This window comes from Parabacteroides sp. KHUB-02 (genome assembly GCF_056640955.1).
Genome location: NZ_JBWQEV010000001.1, coordinates 2,192,968 through 2,208,939, shown reverse-complemented (window position 1 = coordinate 2,208,939; position 15,972 = coordinate 2,192,968). Strand labels below are relative to the sequence as shown.

The following is a 15,972-nucleotide window of genomic DNA, read 5'->3' as shown; positions in this document are numbered from 1 at the left end:
AATCAATAAAATTTAAAAGTCACATGAAGCAAGATATGATTGTTATCTTGGATTTAGGTAGTCATGAGAATACGGTGTTGGCTCGTGCTATTCGTGCGTTAGGCGTTTATAGTGAGATTTATCCGCATGACATCACGGTTGAGGAATTAAAAGCCTTGCCAAACGTGAAAGGTATCATTATCAATGGTGGCCCAAACAATGTTATCGACGGTGTAGCTATCGACGTGAATCCGGGTATTTACGAGATGGGCACTCCTGTAATGGCCGCAGGTCACGATAAGGCGTTGTGCGAGGTTAAATTGCCGGAGTTTACGGATGATGTCGAGGCGATCAAGGGCGCTGTCAAGTCTTTCGTGTTCGATACTTGCAAGGCTGAGGCAAACTGGAATATGACGAATTTTGTCAATGACCAGATTGAATTGGTAAAGCGTCAGGTAGGGGATAAGAAAGTTCTGCTGGCCTTGTCTGGAGGTGTCGATAGCTCTGTAGTAGCCGCTTTGCTTTTGAAAGCGATCGGCGATAAATTGGTTTGCGTGCATGTGAATCATGGTTTGATGCGTAAGGGCGAGTCCGAGGATGTCGTTGAGGTCTTCAAGAACCAGTTGAATGCTAATTTGGTGTATGTAGACGCTACCGATCGTTTCTTGAATAAGCTAGCTGACGTGGAAGATCCGGAGCAAAAGCGTAAGATTATCGGTGGTGAGTTTATCCGTGTATTTGAGGAAGAAGCTCGCAAATTAGATGGAATCGATTTCTTGGCTCAAGGAACGATCTATCCGGATATCGTGGAGAGTGGAACGAAGACGGCTAAGATGGTGAAATCCCATCATAACGTAGGCGGTCTGCCGGAAGATTTGCAATTTGAGTTGGTTGAGCCTTTGCGTCAATTATTCAAGGACGAGGTTCGTGCTTGTGGCGTAGAGTTAGGTTTGCCTTATGACATGGTTTATCGCCAGCCGTTCCCCGGACCGGGTTTGGGCGTACGTTGCTTGGGCGCTATCACTCGTGATAGACTGGAAGCGGTACGTGAGTCGGATGCGATCTTACGGGAGGAGTTCAAGAACGCCGGATTGGATAAAAAGGTATGGCAATACTTTACGGTAGTACCCGACTTTAAGTCGGTTGGCGTACGTGATAACGCCCGTTCTTTCGAATGGCCCGTGATTATCCGTGCCGTCAATACGGTAGATGCCATGACCGCTACGATCGAGCCGGTTGATTGGCCTATCTTGATGAAGATTACGGATCGTATTTTGAAAGAGGTGAAGAACGTGAACCGTGTATGCTACGATATGTCTCCGAAACCGAATGCGACAATTGAGTGGGAGTAATTAGGCTTACTTATTAAACAGATATAAAAAGGCCCGGTGATTTATCTGAATCCCGGGCTTTTTATTTATATACGATAGATTCGAAGAACTATTTTAGTTCACGGATCTTGATATTACGGAACCAGATCGGATAGCCATGATCTTGCAGACCGATATAACCTTCTTTAGAAATACCTTCGGTAAAGCCCGGGAAGTTCTTGAATTTACTGTTAGCTACCAAATCATCCCACTCTTTGCTCCATAAAGTATACTCAACAACTTTCTTACCATTTTGGGTATGCGTTACTTTTCCATCTTTTACACGGATTACGATCGTATTCCACTCGCCGGCAGGATTAACTGTTTTCGGATCTGCGGGAAGCATGTCATATAGAGAACCTGCTAAGTGGTTCGCTAATTTGTTGTCGGTTGCGTCCACGTTATCTAGTACCTGTACTTCGGGAGCCGCATAATAAATAGGTTTACCGGGTACTTCGCGTACATAATAGAAGATACCGGAGTTTCCCATCTTGCTCGCTTTCCAGTCTACCGAGAGCTCGAAGTTTTTGAATTTCTTGTTCTGGTAAAGGATATCGCCATTAGCGCCTTGTCCCGGTTTCTTACCTTCGCCGGTAAATACTTTCATGGCATTGTCTTCTATAACCCAGTTTGCGGGCATAGCGGTACCGTTACATTGGCGCCATCCAGAGAAGTCTTTTCCGTTGAATAATAATTCCCAGCCAGCTTTTTTTTCCTTCTTAGTCAATGTATTCGGAGTTTGAGCGAAACAGGGGATAGCCATAGCTATGGCCGAAAGAATCAAGAATGATTTGAACAACTTTTTCATGTTACTTAAATTGTTATTAGATTAGATTTGTTAATATCATTACAAATGTAGCAATTTGCTTAATAACCCTTATGAGGATTAACGTATTTTTAATGGAAATAGGATTATTCTATTGATTTAACACATGAATCGTATGGCAAGCCACTAGCGCAGCCGTTTCCGTACGCAGCCGGCTCTCTCCTAAAGAGATCGGCTCGAAGCCATTCTCTTGAGCCAGCTTGATTTCTTCCGGGCTAAAATCACCTTCCGGTCCGATGAGGATTAAGGCATTCTCTCCCGGCTGATACGTATGTTTTAATAGTGGCTTCTCGCCTTCCTCGCAATGGGCGATAAACTTACGCCCGTCAAAGGGAGTGGCGACAAACTTCTTGAAATCTGTCATTCCTTCTAACGCCGGCAAAGTCGCTTTCTGGGATTGCTTCATGGCACTGACCAATATCTTCTCCAATCGAATCGGCTTGATCTCTTTACGCTCCGAGAAACGACAATTCAAACAGGTGATCGCATTGATCCCTATTTCCGTCGCTTTCTCCACGAACCACTCCATCCGGTCCATGTTTTTGGTAGGAGCTATGGCTATATGGAGATTGAAGTTCCAGAGATCGGGTTGTTTCCAACTCTCTAAGAGGGTCACCTCACAATGTTTGGGATGCGCCCGGCTAATAGCCGCTTTATAAAAAGAGCCTTGCCCATCCGTCAATACTATCTCATCGCCTTCACCTAGACGAAGTACCCGTATACAATGTCCTGCTTCTTCTTCCGGTAATTCCGGCTTGATAGCTATATCTGGTGTATAGAAAATCTGCATGACCATCTAATTTTCAATTCTCAATTTTCAATTACCCAAGGATCATACCAATTATAGTAGCCGATAGCACAGAGACCAGGGCTCCGCCGATCATGGCCGGTACGCCGATACGTGAAATTAATCCTCGTTTTTCCGGGGCTAATACGCCCAATCCGCCTAATAAGATACCGATAGACGATATATTAGCGAATCCGCAAAGGATATAAGTAGACATCAAGATCGATTTCTCATACATGAATAATCCGGCATCTTTCCATTGCTGCAATTGGAAATAGGCGACAAATTCGTTCAATATGGTCTTTTGTCCCAATAAAGAACCAACTAACATGATGTCTTGGCTGGGAACCCCGATCAACCACATGAAAGGAGAGGTGATTACGCCCAGTATAAATTGGAAGGTCAAGCCCTGCGCCTTACCGTCCGTAATCTTTACAATCCAGTCGTTCAGTCCGGTATAACGTCCTATCACACCTTCCGTAATATAATTCGCTAACGCTACAAGGGATATGAATACCAATAACATCGCGGCAATATTCGTCATCAACTTTACGCCGGTAACCGTACCCGATGAGATGGCATCTAGAATATTCGAGTTCTCTTTTTCCTTACCGGAGATAGCTACATGGTCCGTGGCTTCTTCCGTCTGCGGACAAAGCATTTTCGCTAAAACGATTGAACCCGGTACTGCCATTACGGAAGCCGAGAGCAAGTGAGTGGCGAATAAAACTTTCGCCGCCGGGTCTGTTCCTCCCAACATACCTATGTAAGTACCCATTACGGAACCGGCGATCGTACCCATTCCGGATACCATGACCAAAAATATCTCCGAACGATTCATCGTCGGCAGGTAATTCTTGATTAACACAGGAGATTCTGTCATTCCCATAAAAATATTGCCAGCGGCCACTAATCCCTCCGAGCCGGATATATTCATGAATTTACGCAATACCCACGCAAAGGCACCGACTACTTTCTGGATAATCCCCCAATGGTAAAACATGGAAACCAAGGCGGAGAAGAAAATAACAATCGGTAGCGAATGAAGCAAGAAACTGAATCCTGCCGCTTTAGAGGCATACGGGCCTAATAAGAAAGTAAGACCGGCATCCGTGAAGTCCATCAACTTAACAAATATCTTGCCACATCCTTCCAATAGGCTTCCGACGAACGGCACATATAAAACCGCCAAGGCGAATACGATCTGCATGAACAAACCTCCACCTACTAATTTCCAATCGATCCGTTTACGGTCATAACTCATCGCATAGGCGATACCTAAAATCGTAATGATCCCAAGCAGACCTCTTAAAAGTGAGACCAGTCCGAATCCTCCTTGTTCTCCAATCATTTGTTTGTGTCCTCCTCTTCTTCTCGACGGCGCAACTCGTCTTTATACATTTTCGCGTATTCGTAATTTTCGTCGGCTATAGCGTCTTCCAATCGCTCGTTTATTTCTTGGATATCCAATAGGCTTAACCATTTCTTTAACTGGGCTTCGTCCTTAATCTCATCCGGTTCTAATTCTAATAAATTGTCATCCTCCTCCGGTTCGTCAGCGGGGATGGACAGGGTGTCTTCCAGTACGACACCGCATTCCTTTACAATCTCCTCGGAAGTAAAGATGTCGCAATTTACCCGAAGCGCTATGGCAATCGCATCGGAAGTGCGAGAGTCTAGCTTTATCGAGCGCTCACCGTCGCTAAACTCTAATTCTGAGTAAAACACACCATCTTCGAATTTGTATATGTAGACTTCCTTAAGAATGACGTTGAAGGCTTGCGCAAAAGTGGCGAATAAGTCGTGTGTTAATGGACGAGGAGGTACGATATGCTCCAAAGCGATCGCTATAGACTGTGCTTCAGCGGTTCCTACGATGATTGGAATTCGCCGTGGACCATTTTCCTCTGCCAAAATTAACGCATAGGCCCCGGATTGAATTTGGCTGTTCGCTAATCCTTGAACCCTTAATTTTATTCTTGTACTCACAGATCTGAAATTTAAAATTGTATACAAAAGCAAAAGTAATATTATTTTCGGGATTATCGCGAATAAATGTGATTAATCACTTTCAGTGTGTTTGGGGTTAAGGGGAAGGATAATGGAAAAACGGCTTCCTTTTCCTATTTCGGACTCTACGGCGATATACCCATCGAAACGTTCGGCTATCACTTTGCAAATGGATAGTCCCAAGCCGGTACCTTTGGCGAATTCATCCAGTTTCGTGAAACGATTGAAAACGGCGTCTTGCTTTTCTTTCGGGATACCAATGCCGGTATCTTCTACGAAAATATGTACATGCCGCTCTTCCTCTCGGTATTCATAACCAATCAATATATATCCCTTTTGCGTGAATTTGATAGCGTTGCTAAGAAAGTTGGTAATCACTTGTGTCAACCGAAGCTTATCCGTGGGAATGGATATGCTTTTTTCCGGTATTTGCATACGAAGTTCTACGTTCTCCGGCATTAAAACTTGGAAAGTCTGGTAAATCGTGCTTATTAATTCATTTAGAGAATATTGCTGGAAAGAGAATGACATACGGCCCGATTCGATACGGGAAAGATCTAAGATATCATTGATAAGGTTCAATAACAGATCGCTGTTCGTATTGATTAACTCGGTAAAGTTTTCCCGTTCTGCCTTACTGAGCTCGATGTCTGTGTTCATAAGATTCGAGAATCCGACAATAGCGTTCAATGGAGTCCGTATCTCATGGCTCATATTCGCTAAAAATGCCGATTTCATTTGGTCGGACTCTTTAGCCTTCTCTAAGGCTACTTCCAGTTCCTTGTTCTGTTTTACCAAATTGGCTTGCGCTAATTTCTTATATTTCTGTTCTCTGGAATATAGCTTCCATAATCCCGTGGCAACGATATTGATAAAGATGAACGCTACGCAAATGAAAGCGATCAGCTGTTTCTTGTATAGCTCATAAAAAGGGATATTGACTAAACGGGCATAAGAAGGGATCTTCTCGATAGGTATTCCCCATGCTTTTATGCTATGCCATACGAGAATATATTCCTTACTGCTTTCTTTGATCGGAATTTCTGCGACAGGGGTCCCTTTCAACACTAACGAAGCCATTTCCGCCTGTTCTTGTGCTTGTATTTCTACGGATGTGAAATAACCTCCGATGTATCGATTCCGTCTTTTAGCCGGATGATATTGAATCGGTTCGTAATGAGCGGAGAAGCTGGGATAATTGACTAATTGATAAAAAGCTTCGGAGGTATGATCGTATTTTATATCTAGATAAGTGCTTTGATCCAGAGTGCCGGACAAATTAAAGAGCAAAGAAGATCCCGGTAAAACTCGGTATGGAAGGGTATTTATTTTTGCTATACAGTTTTTTCCCGGTAGCGACCGTATCTGAGTGCCATTTTGGGTAAGGTCTATGAGCCTCTTTACAAATAGACTGTCATTTGTTCCGATTTTATCTAACTCTAGCCCCCGGATTTTAAGGCGGATTATTTCTATTTCCGGGTGTCCTTGTATTTGTTGCCAAAAGTCATTAAAGGATTTTCTTCCAAGGATTGTCCGGTCGCAAGGAATCTGGATTTGCAATACTCCGAATAATTTATGTATAAATTCTATATTCTTGATGAAGTCTTGTTTGTCGTGTAGTCCGGTAACATTGGGGTACTTCTTTAAAAGCGACCAATTCGGATAATTTACGCCGGCGAAAACAATCGGTATTTCTTTTAGATACGGGTGTCCGCAAGCTAATAAAGAGTAGCAAGCTTGATCATCGTTTACTAATATGATATCGGGTTTAATCTCTTTGATCGAGTCAATATAATTATACATTCGGGCTATTTCGGCACTATCCAGATATTGCTCGCAATCTAGATAGAATGTATGAATCTTCGGGTTTATTTTTTGCTTATTGAATGTTCGTTCCAGCACTTCATTAAAAATCGGGTAGGTATCTTTCTTTTGCTCAAAAGAATGGATAAGCACGACTTTCTTTTCTTCTTTTTCTTGGCAACCTAGGGTTAACAAAGAGACAAGAAATATGGATATGGCAAAAATTAAATATTTATGTGTGTGTTTCATGATTCTTAATAGATAGATCTTTTGCAAAGGTAGAAGTTTTTTTGATTATCAAAGCAAAAAAAATGATCATCCGTCACGGACGACCAATCTTCATTGCTAACCTTAAATCTAATACCATGAAAAACACGGTACAAATATATGGTATTTTATGTTGTACAGCATGATTTCGTGGCGCAAATCCTTGATACGTTAGCTTTATTTTAATAATAGTCCGTCCTGCTAAAGGACCGTTAACAGTTATTGCTTGCTTTTCACGTACTCATCGGCCTTCTCTTTTACCCGATCGGCACGTTTTTGAGTCTCGGGATGGCTTGAGAACATCTGCATAAACTTGGACGATTTAGCTTCTGACTCACTTAGTTGTAACAATTTATTTAATGAGTTAGACATTCCGTACGGATCTCGCCCGTTATCTATACAAAACTGGAAACCGAATTCGTCCGCCTCATACTCTTGTTTCTGGGAATATTGAGCGCCGGCCAAGGCCTGTGCCATGTCTCCCAGTTGAGAGTCGGTCAGTTTGGATACGGTTCCACTTACAGCTCCGGCGGCGTTTTTAGCGGCGGAGGTCAAGTAAGCGTTTTTCATGGCGTCTTTAGAGTCGGAATGAACGACGTGCCCGATCTCATGACCGATAACGGCGAATACCTCGTCATCGTCCATGATTTTCATCAATCCGCCACATACGCGTACACTTCCGTCTCCACAGGCGAAAGCGTTTACATCTACTACATTATATACTTTAAAGTTTAAGTCTAGGCCGGAAACTTTCTTTACATTGGCGGTCAAGCGTTCCAAGCGTTGTCCCATTTCCGTATCCGGACCTGCTACCTCGTTATGAGTGTCCATCCATTGGATGTACTCTTTTGCCATTTTGGCTACATCCTCGTCAGATAGAGTAGCGGCATGCGCTACATCAGTCGCGGCATTAATCACTTTTTTCGTATTAATGGTCTTGCCGCCAATCTTGAATTGGGCGGAAACCGTTAGGCTCACTCCTGCTAAGAAAGCCAAGGACAATAAGATTTTTTTCATGTTTTAAATTAGTTAGTTGTTTGTGATAAATAATTTTCGATCTGTTGAAAAGTAGCGTCTTTCAACAATACTTTTTTCTCTTTGTTTAATAGATATAATGTGGGTATCGCTTTTAAGTCGTAGATCTCGTCGTTTTTAAGCGAAACACTTTTGTCGTATGAGTTGATCCAATCTTTAGGCATGACGGAAACATGCTCTTTCCATGCGTCCAGATCCTCGTCCGGATAAACGGCTAAGATCTTTAGTTTGTTGCTTTTTGAAAATTCATTGATCAAGAAGGACGATTCCATTTGTCTGGTTATTTCTTGACAAGCATGGCAGTCCGGATTATAGAAAAATAATAATAGATAATCCGCTTTTATATTGTATAATTTCCCGGTTTTTCCGTTCGCTAATGTGTACATGAAATCGGTCGCAGGCGTCCCGATTCTGTTTTTTAATGCGAGCTCTAGCAAATGGGCGGGACGTATCTTTTCCACATCGCTTAATGACGAGGATTCGGTAAGATATTCCAATACCGCTATATACATTTCCTCATTCCTTAGGGGGGAGTTCGGGTCGTATAGATATTTCTCCATCATCTCGGAAAAGTACTGAAACATGGCACTGTCTTGTTCTGTTTGTTTCATCATCGCTTTTACGGAAGAAGACATAGCCGCAGGCGAGACATAGTTCATCAAATCTATATAGTTGGATAATGCCTGCTCGGTCACTTGAGGTTCATGGATATAGGTCGTATCCTTGAAGTCGAATTTATCCCAATAATGTTTCACTAAATATTCGGCCCTTTCCACCGGGTCTGTGATTAGGGTGGGGACCGAGACCATTTCAAAGGTGGGTGGCGCTACATTGGATTCTTCCGTTTTTTGATTGCGTTGACCACTGCATGCGTTGACGGTCAACGTCAACAATAAAACATATAGATATTTCATATTCATTCATATATTTATGTTTCAATCCACAAATATATAGTATTTTTTTTATCTTTGTTAAATTAAAACAGCAAAAGGTAGAATATCATGGATTTTCGATTAAAAGTATTTCATAGCGTAGCTTGTAACTTAAGCTTCACGAAAGCGTCTCGGGAATTGTTCATTAGCCAACCCGCTATTAGCAAGCATATCCATGAGTTGGAGGTTCAGTATAAGACGCCTCTCTTTGAACGAACAGGTAGCCAGATCCGTTTAACTCGTGCGGGCGAGTTGTTGTTTTCGCATACCCATTCCTTATTGGCTTCGTATCGTCAATTGGATTTCGAGATGAATCTGTTGACAAATAATTTTCTGGGGGATTTACATTTAGGTGCCAGTACGACAATATCCCAATATGTTCTTCCGCCCGTGCTTGCTTTATTCATTAAGATGTTTCCGGATATACATGTATCTGTATTGAATGGGAATAGCCGGGATATAGAGTTGGCTTTGCGAGATGGAAAAATAACGTTAGGATTGGTGGAAGGGACTACCCGTCAAAATACGATGCATTATATACCTTTTATGAAGGATGAGTTAGTGGTTGTCACTCATGTAGGGTCTAAGTTGGCTGCTTATGACGAACTGACGTTGGAACAACTTTGTGCTTTGCCCGTAGTACTTCGTGAAAACGGCTCCGGTACGCTTGAGGTCTTGGAGGGGACCTTGGCAAAACACCAGATCAAACTGTCGCAATTGAACGTATTATTGCAGCTAGGTAGTACGGAGAGTATCAAATTATTCTTGGAAAATTCCGATGCTTTGGGAATTCTTTCTATTCGGGCGGTGACACGTGAGCTGATGGCAGGACGTTTGAAAGTGATAGATATTGAGGGTTTTAAGGCCGAACGGACTTTCTCCTTTGTGGAGCCGCAGGGACAGAACAGCGGTATGGAAGAAAGTTTCATGCGTTTTGCCAGTCAACATTGGCAATAACTTTAGGTTATTCGCTATAAAAACTTGTGAAGTAAGGGATCGGATGAAAATATGTACTTTCGCGAACGAAATCAAATAATGATATGTTGTACTAAATAAATCAATAATTATGTTTAGTGAAAAACGAGGTAACGTATTACATGGTGTCTTGCTGATAGCCCTTTTCTCTTGTTCCGCATTCTATATCGCGGAGTTCCAGTTTATTAAACAATTGTCATTCAGTCCGCTGATTGTCGGTATTATTTTAGGTATGTTGTACGCCAACAGCCTAAGAAACCATTTGCCGGAGACGTGGGTTCCGGGTATCCTGTTTTGTACTAAGCAAGTGCTTCGTGCGGGTATCGTACTATATGGGTTTAAGCTGACCTTCCAGAGCGTGATTGCGATCGGCCTTCCGGCAATCCTGATCGATATGGTGATCGTGGTGCTTACCATCTTGATCGGTGTTTGGGTGGGGCGATTGATGAAAATGGATAAAGACCTTGCTTTACTGACCGCCACGGGTAGCGCTATTTGCGGGGCTGCCGCGGTATTGGGCGCTGAACCGGTCGTGAAGTGCGAGGCTCATAAGACGGCGGTTGCCGTATCGACAGTCGTGATTTTCGGTACGCTTTCTATGTTTATTTATCCGGTGATGTACCGTGCGGGTATTCTTGATTTAGACCCGGAGCAAATGGGACTTTATACGGGTGCGACCTTGCATGAGGTAGCTCATGTGGTAGGAGCCGGTAACGCTATGGGAAAGGAAATTTCGGATGCGGCTATTATCGTGAAAATGATTCGTGTGATGATGTTAGCTCCTGTGCTAGTGGTCATGAGTTTCATGTTGGCTCGAACTGCTGTGAAGTCCGTGGTTAACGGGGGGAGGAATGGCGGAGGCGTTGCCCCTTCTCGTGGTAAGATCACTATTCCTTGGTTTGCGTTTGGTTTCTTGGCCGTGATTGGTTTCAATTCGCTCGACTTGCTTCCTCATGCGGTTGTAGATGGGATCAATCAGGTAGATACATTCATGCTGACAATGGCCATGACTGCTCTTGGTACGGAGACTAGTATCGAGAAATTTAAGAAAGCTGGCGCTAAGCCCTTTGTTTTGGCCACTATTTTATATGTTTGGTTACTAGCTGGTGGTTATTTGTTGGCGAAATATGTGCCTCAACTTGCATAAGATCGTATTTTCCTCTATTTTTGTGATCTTAAATAGGTCGTTGTGGATAAGATGAGTCTTTTATCCATACCGTGAAATATAAAAAGATGGCATCAAAGATTACAAAAGGTATCCTTATTTCTTGTTGGATAGTATACCTCGCTATATTAGGGGCGGTGGTAATGGTGTTTATGGCGATAGCGAATGGTTCAATTGGTTATATGCCTCCGGTGGAACAATTGGAGAACCCGATTGATAAATATGCTTCCCAAGTTATCTCCTCGGACGGAAAGGCGTTGGGAGCCTATGCGCATAGCAAAGACAATCGTATTTACGTGAATTATGAGGATCTTTCGCCGGATTTGGTGAAAGCCTTGATCGCTACCGAGGATATCCGGTTCGCCGAACATAGCGGTATCGATGCGCAGGGTTTGTTTCGTGCCATCGTGAAGCGGGGTATCTTGATGCAAAAAAGCGGTGGTGGCGGTAGTACCATTACCCAGCAATTAGCGAAGCAATTATTCTCGCCGAGTGCCGATAATATGATGGAACGTCTTTTCCAGAAACCGATCGAATGGGTGATCGCGGTTCAATTGGAACGTTATTACACAAAGGAAGAGATTATAAATATGTATCTGAATAAGTTTGACTTCTTGTACAATGCCGTGGGAATCCAATCCGCGTCTCGTGTGTATTTCGGGAAGACCCCTAAAACCTTGAAGATCGAGGAAGCCGCCACGTTGGTAGGCATGTGCAAGAACCCTTCTTATTTCAATCCGGTTCGCCATAACAAGCGTACCATCGGCCGTCGTAATACGGTTTTGGAGCAGATGGAAAAGGCCGGGTACATAACCAAGGCGGAATGTGATTCGTTGAAGGCTTTACCCTTGGTCGTACATTTTACCCGTATGGACCATAAAGACGGTTTGGCTCCTTACTTCCGTGAATACCTTCGTCTGACAATGACCGCGAAGAAACCGGAGCGTAAGGATTACGCCTCTTGGCAATCTCAGAAATTCAGTGAGGACTCATTATCTTGGGCGACGAATCCATTATATGGATGGTGTAACAAAAATAAAAAAGCCGACGGAGAATACTATAATCTTTATACGGATGGCTTGAAAATCTATACGAGCATCGATTCCCGTATGCAGAAATATGCGGAAGACGCTGTCCGCGAGCATATGAGTAAAGATCTTCAACCGGCTTTCTTCCGGGAAAAGAAGGGGCGTAGCTATGCTCCGTTCTCAAGAGACGTAAGTGTCGGTCAAGTAGACACGATGTTGATGCGTGCGATGCACCAGACAGATCGTTACCGGGCGATGAAAAAGAGTGGAATGGCTGAGGCCGATATGCGCGAGGAGTTTGAGAAGCCTGTCGATATGCGTGTGTTTAGTTGGGATGGTCCGATCGATACGATCATGTCTCCCTTGGATTCGATTCGTTATCATAAGAGTTTCTTGCGTACGGCGTTTATGTCGATGGACCCTCGCACCGGGCAGGTCAAGGCTTATGTAGGTGGTATTGACTATAATGACTTCCAATATGATATGGTGAATGGCGGTCGCCGTCAGATCGGTTCTACCATGAAACCGTTCCTTTATTCGTTGGCGATGATCGAGGGGATCAGTCCTTGCGACCAGATGCTACATGTGCAGCAGCAGTTGATGGACGAGAACGGTCGTTTGTGGGTTCCCCGTAACGCCAGCGCGAAGCGAATCGGCGAGATGGTTACGATCAAGTGGGGATTACAGAACTCGGATAACTGGGTAACCGCTTATCTGATGAGCCAGCTCTCACCTTATACGTTTGTTCGTTTGCTTCATTCTTTCGGCTTGAAGAATCATATCGATCCGGTTATCTCGGTCTGTCTGGGTACTCCGGATGTATCGGTGGGTGAGATGGTCGGGGCCTATACGGTATTTGCCAACAAGGGCATCCGGGTAGAACCTTTATTCGTGACCCGTATAGAAGATTCATATGGAAATACAATTGCGAACTTTACCCCACAGATGAGTGAGGTGCTGACGGAAGATGCTTCCTATAAGATGCTACATATGTTGAAAAGCGTAATCGACGGTGGTACCGGAGGACGTGTACGTTTCCGCTACGGTATCAAGGCGGAGATGGGTGGTAAGACCGGAACGACCCAGAATAACTCCGACGGTTGGTTCATGGGATTTACGCCTAGCTTGGTTTCCGGCTGCTGGGTAGGCGGCGAGGACCGTTCCATCCATTTCGACCGCTTGGCGGAAGGGCAGGGAGCGAGTATGGCGTTACCGATTTACGCCCTTTATATGCAAAAGGTTTATAAAGATAAAACGTTAGGCTACTCGGAAGACGAGACTTTCGAGATCCCCGAGAAATACGCGAACCCATGTAGCGAAGGAGGGGAGGAAGATAGCCCTACGACTCCACCGGATACAGGAGGTATCGATAAGATGTTTGAGTGATAATAATCAGACTATTACAGTTTTTTTAAATTCCCCGTAAGGAAAACTTTTGTTTCCCATATTGAAACTAAGTATTTTTTTACAATTTACAAAGGTAGTGAAAACCAATTAACAATCAAATAGTTATCATTTTTTTATTGTTGGTTGATGGTAGAGAAAGCGAGCATTATGGGAGATGTTTTGCTGCGACTTCCGTTACTTATCCGTTACCTTGCAAATACAGGTATTTCATGGATTTTAAACGGTTATTTTTTCAATATATTGCGTTGCTTTTCATAACTTCAAAAAGCTCGATATTTATTAATTTTGTAACTAAAAGAAGCGAGTTTATGAGAAGTACATTTTCCGTGTTGTTTTACACCAAGAACCAATCGTTGAAAGATGGTAGGGTTCCCATCATGGGACGTATAACCATCAATAGGACTACCGCCTGCTTCAGTTGTAAGCTAGAGGTTTCACTGGCATTATGGGATGCTAAAGCCAATAGAGCGAAGGGGAAATCCGACGAGGCCAGACGGTTGAACCAGAAGCTTGACCATATCAAGGCCCAGATAACAAGACATTACCAGTATATCTGTGACCATGACAGTCTGGTGACTGCCAAAAGTGTCTATAATCGCTATCTTGGTTTTGGAGATAGTTATCACACCCTTATGGGGCTGTTTAGGGAGGAGCTTGCCTCTTACAAGGAAAAGGTGGGCAAGGAAAAGGCGGCAAGTACCTATCGCGGGCTGGTGGCAGACTACAACAATCTACTGCTTTTCCTCAAAGAGAAGAGGCGTATCGAGGATATAGCCATCGCTGACCTTGACAAGAAGTTCATCGAGGACTATTACAACTGGATGCTGGGGACATGCGCTTTGGCTAGCTCGACGGCTTTCTGCCGGGTCAACACCCTAAAATGGCTGATGTATACCGCCCAAGAAAGAGGCTGGATAAAGCTTCATCCGTTCATCGGTTTCGACTGCCTGCCCGAATACAAGCGGCGTTCCTTCCTCACCGAGGAGGACTTACAAAGAGTCATCCATGTCAAGTTGAATTATAAGCGCCAGCGTGCCATCCGTGACATGTTCCTGTTCATGTGTTTCACTGGTCTGGCGTATGCGGATCTGAAAGAGATCACGTATAAGAATATCCATACGGATTCCGAGGGTGGTACATGGCTGATGGGCAACCGTATAAAAACCGGTGTGTCCTATGTGGTGAAGCTGCTGCCTATCGCCATCGAACTGGTCGAGAGGTATAAGGGTGAGAATAAAAAGAAAAGTTCGCCTGACAAGGTGTTTCCCGTAGGCGAATACCAGACTATGGTATCCAGTCTGAGGGTTCTGACTCAAAAGTGCGGCTGCTCGACCGAGATAACCCCGCACATCGGGCGTCACACTTTTGCCGTTCTGGCCATTTTAAAAGGGATGCCGCTGGAAACCCTGCAGAAAGTATTGGGACACAAATCCATCCTTTCTACCCAGATTTATGCCGAGCTGATCAATCCGAAAGTCGGTGAAGACACGGACAAGCTGTGTATGAAGATCGGTGACGTATACCGGCTTACCAACTAAAGAAACCACCAGGTATGAAAAAACTCCTTCAGCGACTTTGGACCGAAGGAGTTTTTTCATGTAAAGTATACGTCATTTATCTTATATACTTTCTGAAATCCTTGTAATTCTTTTTTAGAACCTCGTACAATCCGCTTTCCGGATAGAGCAATTTACCTCCCGCCGCGGTGACGGAGGTATAAGGAATTGCTTTCTCGTCTCTGAGGACCTGCAGTGTCCTTTTGGAGATATGCAGTTTCTCACAGACTTCCTCCCCTGAGAGATAATGTTCATCGGCTATGCCCGGGCGTATTCGTGCCGTTGCTTTTTCCAGTGCTCTTCCGGTTCTCTTAATCCATCCGGTGATTTCCTTAAACTCTTCCGAATCTTTGGTAATGATTTCTGCCATCTGTTATTTTCTGTTTCTTATTAAACCTTCTTCCAGTATTTTCTGTATGTCCGCTTCACGGTAGAAATATTTTCCACCGATATGGGAGCAGGGAATCAATCCCCTGTTCCGATGTGCCTGAAGGCATCTCTTTGAGATACCCAGAGCCTGACACACCTCTTGCGCGTCAATCCATTTATCCGGAGACGGCGGGGCAGTTTTTCGATTGAATTCTTCCATTTGTACAGACAGTGTGCTAAGCTGTCGTTTTAATTCCAGATAAGCACTTGTTTCCATAATCGTTATTTCCATAATTTAATGTTTTTAATAAATTCAGATGCAAGATACTGAAGATGAAATCATTTCTTTTTTGTGTCATGCATAGTCATGTATTGTCACCAATGGCCGGTCGTTTTTCCCAAAAGGCTGCCGTAAACCGCTATACCCTTTGTTGGCAGCCTGTTCCGCTTCGGTATGATGGAC

The 15,972-nt window shown here is 43.8% G+C and carries 14 protein-coding genes; 5 read left to right on the top strand and 9 right to left on the bottom strand.

The genetic code is table 11. The features are described from left to right. Window positions 1-23 precede the first annotated feature (23 nt). On the top strand, window positions 24-1,331 hold the full coding sequence (guaA, locus tag ACYIA1_RS09665; RefSeq protein ID WP_005854978.1) for a glutamine-hydrolyzing GMP synthase: 1,308 nt from the start codon (window positions 24-26) through the stop codon (window positions 1,329-1,331). Between the two features lie 88 nt (window positions 1,332-1,419). Here guaA and ACYIA1_RS09660 read toward each other — a convergent pair whose 3' ends face one another. From ACYIA1_RS09660 to ACYIA1_RS09630, 7 genes are all read right to left on the bottom strand, one after another. After that, on the bottom strand, window positions 1,420-2,157 hold the full coding sequence (locus tag ACYIA1_RS09660) for a 3-keto-disaccharide hydrolase (RefSeq protein ID WP_005854980.1): 738 nt from the start codon (window positions 2,155-2,157) through the stop codon (window positions 1,420-1,422). A 109-nt stretch (window positions 2,158-2,266) separates the two neighbouring features. Continuing rightward, complete coding sequence (locus ACYIA1_RS09655; RefSeq protein WP_005854983.1) at window positions 2,267-2,965, bottom strand: 16S rRNA (uracil(1498)-N(3))-methyltransferase; 699 nt, start codon at window positions 2,963-2,965, stop codon at window positions 2,267-2,269. A gap of 31 nt (window positions 2,966-2,996) precedes the next feature. Beyond that, a complete protein-coding gene (locus tag ACYIA1_RS09650; RefSeq protein ID WP_005854986.1) occupies window positions 2,997-4,313 on the bottom strand; it encodes a NupC/NupG family nucleoside CNT transporter in 1,317 nt (438 codons plus the stop codon). Beyond that, window positions 4,310-4,951, bottom strand: coding sequence for a bifunctional nuclease family protein (locus ACYIA1_RS09645; RefSeq protein ID WP_005854990.1), 642 nt, complete (start codon window positions 4,949-4,951; stop codon window positions 4,310-4,312). Before ACYIA1_RS09645 ends, ACYIA1_RS09650 begins: the two co-directional genes overlap by 4 nt. A gap of 72 nt (window positions 4,952-5,023) precedes the next feature. Beyond that, window positions 5,024-7,024, bottom strand: a complete 2,001-nt coding sequence (locus tag ACYIA1_RS09640; RefSeq protein WP_480335117.1) for a sensor histidine kinase — start codon at window positions 7,022-7,024, stop codon at window positions 5,024-5,026. Between the two features lie 237 nt (window positions 7,025-7,261). Then, window positions 7,262-8,059: a M48 family metallopeptidase gene (locus ACYIA1_RS09635; RefSeq protein ID WP_008773322.1), complete on the bottom strand. Its 798-nt coding sequence runs from the start codon at window positions 8,057-8,059 to the stop codon at window positions 7,262-7,264. A gap of 8 nt (window positions 8,060-8,067) precedes the next feature. Then, window positions 8,068-8,997: a DUF5106 domain-containing protein gene (locus ACYIA1_RS09630; protein WP_413639319.1), complete on the bottom strand. Its 930-nt coding sequence runs from the start codon at window positions 8,995-8,997 to the stop codon at window positions 8,068-8,070. Window positions 8,998-9,078: 81 nt separating this feature from the next. On the opposite strand from ACYIA1_RS09630, the gene ACYIA1_RS09625 reads away from it, so the two are divergent. The 4 genes from ACYIA1_RS09625 (at window position 9,079) to ACYIA1_RS09610 (ending at window position 15,122) form a co-directional block, all read left to right on the top strand. Beyond that, a complete protein-coding gene (locus ACYIA1_RS09625) occupies window positions 9,079-9,966 on the top strand; it encodes a LysR family transcriptional regulator (protein ID WP_008773321.1) in 888 nt (295 codons plus the stop codon). Between the two features lie 109 nt (window positions 9,967-10,075). After that, window positions 10,076-11,131, top strand: a complete 1,056-nt coding sequence (locus ACYIA1_RS09620; protein WP_022191709.1) for a YeiH family protein — start codon at window positions 10,076-10,078, stop codon at window positions 11,129-11,131. Between the two features lie 86 nt (window positions 11,132-11,217). Beyond that, window positions 11,218-13,563, top strand: coding sequence for a transglycosylase domain-containing protein (locus tag ACYIA1_RS09615; protein ID WP_005865028.1), 2,346 nt, complete (start codon window positions 11,218-11,220; stop codon window positions 13,561-13,563). A 329-nt stretch (window positions 13,564-13,892) separates the two neighbouring features. Continuing rightward, complete coding sequence (locus ACYIA1_RS09610; protein ID WP_074908993.1) at window positions 13,893-15,122, top strand: site-specific integrase; 1,230 nt, start codon at window positions 13,893-13,895, stop codon at window positions 15,120-15,122. 76 nt (window positions 15,123-15,198) lie between these two features. Here the strand turns inward: ACYIA1_RS09610 and ACYIA1_RS09605 are convergent, their stop codons facing one another. Both ACYIA1_RS09605 and ACYIA1_RS09600 read right to left on the bottom strand, forming a co-directional pair. Further along, window positions 15,199-15,510, bottom strand: a complete 312-nt coding sequence (locus ACYIA1_RS09605) for a helix-turn-helix domain-containing protein (RefSeq protein WP_269095546.1) — start codon at window positions 15,508-15,510, stop codon at window positions 15,199-15,201. Between the two features lie 3 nt (window positions 15,511-15,513). Next, window positions 15,514-15,801 (bottom strand): helix-turn-helix domain-containing protein, encoded by a 288-nt coding sequence (locus ACYIA1_RS09600; protein ID WP_005805290.1) that lies wholly within the window; start codon window positions 15,799-15,801, stop codon window positions 15,514-15,516. Window positions 15,802-15,972 lie beyond the last annotated feature (171 nt).

Excerpts from the sequence above, each read along its gene's own strand:
- guaA (WP_005854978.1), top strand. The coding sequence starts at position 24 with ATGAAGCAAGATATGATTGTTATCTTGGATTTAGGTAGTCATGAGAAT.
- ACYIA1_RS09610 (WP_074908993.1), top strand. The coding sequence starts at position 13,893 with ATGAGAAGTACATTTTCCGTGTTGTTTTACACCAAGAACCAATCGTTG.
- ACYIA1_RS09615 (WP_005865028.1), top strand. The coding sequence starts at position 11,218 with ATGGCATCAAAGATTACAAAAGGTATCCTTATTTCTTGTTGGATAGTA.
- ACYIA1_RS09650 (WP_005854986.1), bottom strand. The coding sequence starts at position 4,313 with ATGATTGGAGAACAAGGAGGATTCGGACTGGTCTCACTTTTAAGAGGT.
- ACYIA1_RS09640 (WP_480335117.1), bottom strand. The coding sequence starts at position 7,024 with ATGAAACACACACATAAATATTTAATTTTTGCCATATCCATATTTCTT.
- ACYIA1_RS09605 (WP_269095546.1), bottom strand. The coding sequence starts at position 15,510 with ATGGCAGAAATCATTACCAAAGATTCGGAAGAGTTTAAGGAAATCACC.
- ACYIA1_RS09625 (WP_008773321.1), top strand. The coding sequence starts at position 9,079 with ATGGATTTTCGATTAAAAGTATTTCATAGCGTAGCTTGTAACTTAAGC.
- ACYIA1_RS09655 (WP_005854983.1), bottom strand. The coding sequence starts at position 2,965 with ATGCAGATTTTCTATACACCAGATATAGCTATCAAGCCGGAATTACCG.
- ACYIA1_RS09620 (WP_022191709.1), top strand. The coding sequence starts at position 10,076 with ATGTTTAGTGAAAAACGAGGTAACGTATTACATGGTGTCTTGCTGATA.
- ACYIA1_RS09630 (WP_413639319.1), bottom strand. The coding sequence starts at position 8,997 with ATGAATATGAAATATCTATATGTTTTATTGTTGACGTTGACCGTCAAC.
- ACYIA1_RS09600 (WP_005805290.1), bottom strand. The coding sequence starts at position 15,801 with ATGGAAATAACGATTATGGAAACAAGTGCTTATCTGGAATTAAAACGA.
- ACYIA1_RS09635 (WP_008773322.1), bottom strand. The coding sequence starts at position 8,059 with ATGAAAAAAATCTTATTGTCCTTGGCTTTCTTAGCAGGAGTGAGCCTA.
- ACYIA1_RS09660 (WP_005854980.1), bottom strand. The coding sequence starts at position 2,157 with ATGAAAAAGTTGTTCAAATCATTCTTGATTCTTTCGGCCATAGCTATG.